This window comes from Streptomyces sp. NPDC004561, from assembly GCF_053602155.1.
Genome location: NZ_JBSGDB010000646.1, coordinates 1 through 4,140, shown reverse-complemented (window position 1 = coordinate 4,140; position 4,140 = coordinate 1). Strand labels below are relative to the sequence as shown.

The 4,140-nt window shown below is 70.7% G+C and carries 6 protein-coding genes; 2 read left to right on the top strand and 4 right to left on the bottom strand.

From position 1 onward, the window contains the following. Positions 1 to 204, bottom strand: a 204-nt coding sequence (locus ACWEN3_RS42740) for a hypothetical protein (protein ID WP_452983034.1), incomplete at its 3' end; no start/stop codon positions are given. A 123-nt stretch (positions 205 to 327) separates the two neighbouring features. Between ACWEN3_RS42740 and ACWEN3_RS42735 the strand changes: the two genes are divergently transcribed. Beyond that, on the top strand, positions 328 to 816 hold the full coding sequence (locus ACWEN3_RS42735; RefSeq protein ID WP_452983031.1) for a YajQ family cyclic di-GMP-binding protein: 489 nt from the start codon (positions 328 to 330) through the stop codon (positions 814 to 816). A 93-nt stretch (positions 817 to 909) separates the two neighbouring features. Here the strand turns inward: ACWEN3_RS42735 and ACWEN3_RS42730 are convergent, their stop codons facing one another. Beyond that, the gene (locus ACWEN3_RS42730; RefSeq protein ID WP_452983028.1) at positions 910 to 1,176 is read right to left on the bottom strand and encodes a GlsB/YeaQ/YmgE family stress response membrane protein; all 267 of its coding nucleotides are present in this window, start codon (positions 1,174 to 1,176) and stop codon (positions 910 to 912) included. A gap of 155 nt (positions 1,177 to 1,331) precedes the next feature. On the opposite strand from ACWEN3_RS42730, the gene ACWEN3_RS42725 reads away from it, so the two are divergent. Further along, the gene (locus ACWEN3_RS42725; RefSeq protein WP_452983025.1) at positions 1,332 to 2,585 is read left to right on the top strand and encodes an APC family permease; all 1,254 of its coding nucleotides are present in this window, start codon (positions 1,332 to 1,334) and stop codon (positions 2,583 to 2,585) included. Positions 2,586 to 2,646: 61 nt separating this feature from the next. On the opposite strand, the gene ACWEN3_RS42720 is transcribed toward ACWEN3_RS42725, so the two are convergent. After that, entirely contained in the window at positions 2,647 to 3,039 is a 393-nt protein-coding gene (locus ACWEN3_RS42720; protein WP_452983022.1) for a YccF domain-containing protein, read from the bottom strand. Then, positions 3,036 to 3,899, bottom strand: a complete 864-nt coding sequence (gene htpX, locus ACWEN3_RS42715; RefSeq protein WP_452983019.1) for a zinc metalloprotease HtpX — start codon at positions 3,897 to 3,899, stop codon at positions 3,036 to 3,038. The genes ACWEN3_RS42720 and htpX overlap by 4 nt, the downstream gene beginning before the upstream one ends. Positions 3,900 to 4,140 lie beyond the last annotated feature (241 nt).

The following is a 4,140-nucleotide window of genomic DNA, read 5'->3' as shown; positions in this document are numbered from 1 at the left end:
CCCCAGCTTGGGAATCTCGATGCCGCCTGCCAGCGTGTAGGTCTCGTCCAGGATGGTCATGCGTTCGCTCCGTTCTTCGGCAGCTGCCCGTACACACCGCCGGGGTTGTGCCGCCAATCGAACCCGCCTTCGGCGGTGTTCCCTGGCAACGACGTAAACAATACCCGATGCAGGGGGGTGCTTCGCCACCCGATTGATCTCCACCCGTCCGGTCCCGGGATGGCTAGGCTGGTGCGGATGCGGCCCGGCACGACGCCGGGCCCGGCGGCCGCCGCCGCGCACGCCGGCACGCACCGATACGCACCCCGATACAAGGAGCCACAGGACATGGCCGACTCCAGTTTCGACATCGTCTCGAAGGTCGAGCGGCAGGAGGTCGACAACGCCCTCAACCAGGCCGCCAAGGAGATCTCGCAGCGCTACGACTTCAAGGGCGTCGGCGCCTCGATCTCGTGGTCCGGTGACAAGATCCTGATGGAGGCGAACTCCGAGGACCGGGTGAAGGCGGTTCTCGACGTCTTCCAGTCCAAGCTGATCAAGCGCAGTATCTCGCTGAAGGCGCTGGACGCGGGCGAGCCCCAGCTGTCCGGCAAGGAGTACAAGATCTTCGCCACGATCGAGGAGGGCATCTCCCAGGAGAACGCCAAGAAGGTGGCGAAGATCATCCGTGATGAGGGTCCCAAGGGCGTGAAGGCCCAGGTCCAGGGTGACGAACTGCGGGTCAGCTCCAAGAGCCGCGACGACCTGCAGACCGTGATCGCCCTCCTGAAGGGCAAGGACTTCGACTTCGCTCTGCAGTTCGTGAACTACCGGTAGGACACCGGCAGGCGACCAACAGAACCTCGGCAAGCAGGAAGGGTGGGCTCCCCCCGAGCGGGTGCCCACCCTTCCGTGCTGTCGACGCCCCGCTCAGTCGCGCGAGTTGCCGAACAGGATGCGGTAGGCGATCAGCAGCACCAGGGAGCCGCCGATCGCCGCCGCCCAGGTGGCGCCGTCGTAGAAGTTCTTGGTGACGGGGTGGTGCAGCCAGCGGGCCGAGATCCAGCCGCCGATGAACGCACCCGCGATGCCGATGAGGGTCGTGCCGATGAAGCCGCCCGGGTCGCGCCCCGGCAGAAGGAACTTGGCGATGGCTCCGGCCAGCAGTCCCAGGATGATCCAACCGATGATGCCCATACCGCGTACCTTCCCTTCCGCGCTGTGTCCGCACTGTCCGGTCCATGAGAACTCGGTGAGGACCCGCCGTCCGTCGCGCGCGTGTTCGTGCCGTGTCGATGAAGAGGACGTCGCGAGTCCACTCCCCGGTTGCCGGCCTCGCTAGGGTGCGTTCCATGACACGCGCCGATCCGGCCCTGCGCCGCACCCTGGGCGTGCGGGACGCCGTGGTCGTGGGCCTCGGCTCGATGATCGGCGCAGGTGTCTTCTCGGCCCTGGGACCGGCCGCGCACGCTGCCGGATCGGGGCTCTTGCCGGCACTGGCCGCCGCGGCCGTCGTGGCCTACTGCAACGCCATGTCCTCGGCGCGGCTGGCCGCCCGCCATCCGGCCTCCGGCGGCACGTACGTGTACGGGCGGGAGCGGCTGGGCGCCTTCTGGGGATATCTCGCCGGCTGGGCGTTCGTGGTCGGCAAGACGGCCTCCTGCGCGGCCATGGCGCTCACCGTCGGCGCGTACGTGTGGCCGGGGCAGGCGCACGCCGTGGCGGTCGCGGCCGTGGTGGCCCTGACGGCCGTGAACTACGGCGGGATCCAGAAGTCCGCGTGGCTGACGCGGGTGGTCGTGGCCGTGGTACTGGCCGTTCTCGCCGCCGTGGTGGTCGCGTGCCTCTCCTCCGGGATGGCCGACGCCGGACGGCTCGGCATCGGGCTGTCCTCGGGCGCGGGCGGGGTGCTTCAGGCGGCCGGGCTGCTGTTCTTCGCGTTCGCGGGGTACGCCCGGATCGCGACCCTCGGGGAGGAGGTCCGGGATCCGGCGCGCACGATTCCGCGCGCGATCCCGCTGGCCCTGGGGATCACTCTGGTGGTGTACGCGTGCGTGGCAGTCGCGGTGCTCGCCGTCCTCGGCGCGGGCCGGCTCGGCCACGCGGTGGCGCCGCTGGCCGACGCGGTGCGGACGGCCGGGGTGCCGGGGCTCGTGCCCGTGGTGCGGGCGGGCGCGGCGGTGGCCGCGCTGGGGTCGCTGCTCGCGCTGATCCTGGGGGTTTCGCGTACGACGCTCGCCATGGCCCGGGACGGCCATCTGCCGCGCGCTCTGGCGGCCGTGCACCCCCGGTTCCGGGTGCCCCACCGGGCGGAGCTGGCCGTGGGTGCGGTGGTCGCCGTGCTGGCCGCGACGGTGGACGTGCGCGGCGCGATCGGCTTCTCGTCCTTCGGGGTGCTGGCCTACTACGCCGTGGCCAACGCCTCCGCGTGGACACTCAGTCGGGCGCCGCTGTCCCGCGTGGTCCCGGTGGTGGGTCTGCTGGGCTGCGCCACGCTGGCGTTCGCCCTGCCCGCCCTCTCCGTCGCCGTGGGCGCGGGCGTGCTCGTCCTGGGCGCGGCCGCCTACGGCGTACGACGGTGGCGGTCGGACCGGCGCGTCACGTGACGGGTCGCCAGGGGGCCCGCGACGGCCCGTACTTGCCCGCGCCCGCGGTCCGCCGTGGGTCTCAGCGGGCCGCGAACGGCTGGTCGGTGGGGACGATTTCGCGGCCCAGGGGCAGCAGGGAGACCGGGATCAGCTTGAAGTTGGCGACACCGAAGGGGATGCCGATGATCGTGATGCACAGGGCGATGCCGGTGACGATGTGCGTCAGCGCCAGCCACCAGCCGGCCAGGACCAGCCACAGGACGTTGCCGACGCAGGAGGGGGCGCCCGCGTCGCGGCGCTCGATGGTCGTGTACCCGAAGGGCCACAGGGCGTAGACACCGATACGGAAGGCGGCGATGCCGAACGGGATGCCGATAATCGTGATGCACAGCAGCACGCCCGCGAACAGGTAACCGAGGAACAGCCAGAAGCCGCTCAGGATCAGCCAGATGATGTTCAGGATGGTCTTCACTGGTAACGACCTGCCATCTTCTCGAGCCGGGCGATGCGTTCCGCCATCGGCGGGTGCGTCGAGAACATCTTGGACAGTCCCTGGCCCGCACGGAAGGGATTGGCGATCATCATATGGCTCGCGGTCTCGATCCGCGGCTCGGGCGGCAGGGGGAGCTGCTGGGTGCCGGTCTCCAGCTTGCGCAGGGCACTGGCGAGGGCGATCGGGTCGCCGGTGAGCTGGGCGCCCGAGGCGTCCGCCTCGTACTCGCGGGAGCGGCTGATGGCCAGCTGGATCAGGGAGGCGGCGAGCGGGCCGAGGATCATGATCAGGAGCACGCCGATCAGGCCGGGGCCCTCGTCGTCGTCCGAGCGGCCGACCGGGATGAGCCAGGCGAAGTTCACCAGGAACATGATCACCGAGGCGAGCGCGCCGGCCACCGAGGAGATGAGGATGTCCCGGTTGTAGACGTGGCTCAGCTCGTGGCCGATGACGCCGCGCAGCTCGCGCTCGTCCAGCAGACGCAGGATGCCCTCCGTGCAGCACACGGCGGCGTTGCGCGGATTGCGGCCCGTCGCGAAGGCGTTGGGGGCCTCCGTCGGGGAGATGTACAGCCGGGGCATGGGCTGGCGGGCCTGCGTGGAGAGCTCGCGCACCATGCGGTAGAGCGCCGGGGCCTCGAACTCGCTCACCGGGCGGGCGCGCATGGCGCGCAGGGCCAGCTTGTCGCTGTTCCAGTACGCGTACGCGTTCGTGCCGAGGGCGACCAGCACCGCAACGATCAGTCCGGTGCGGCCGAAGAAGCTGCCGATGAGGATGATGAGTGCGGACAGTCCCCCGAGGAGAACTGCGGTCCTGAGCCCGTTGTGCCGGCGGTGCACGGTACGCCCTCCAAGTGGTGCGGCAGGGAACCCTTCGGTCCAGTGGACCCTCCCGCACTGGTCAACGCCAGGCGACGGTCACGAGTTCCCTGGTGGACACGGCCGCACGCGGCGGCCGTACGGGTGACGTGCCCGTTCCGGCCACGCGCGCGTGGCGGCCCCGGGGCCCGGCCCCCCCCGGGCCGAATCCTAATAAAATGCCGGGTGGCCCCAACCAGGGGCGCAGATCCCGGGCCCCCGC

Coding starts and splice junctions, on each gene's coding strand:
- ACWEN3_RS42735 (WP_452983031.1), top strand. CDS start 328: ATGGCCGACTCCAGTTTCGACATCGTCTCGAAGGTCGAGCGGCAGGAG.
- ACWEN3_RS42730 (WP_452983028.1), bottom strand. CDS start 1,176: ATGGGCATCATCGGTTGGATCATCCTGGGACTGCTGGCCGGAGCCATC.
- ACWEN3_RS42725 (WP_452983025.1), top strand. CDS start 1,332: ATGACACGCGCCGATCCGGCCCTGCGCCGCACCCTGGGCGTGCGGGAC.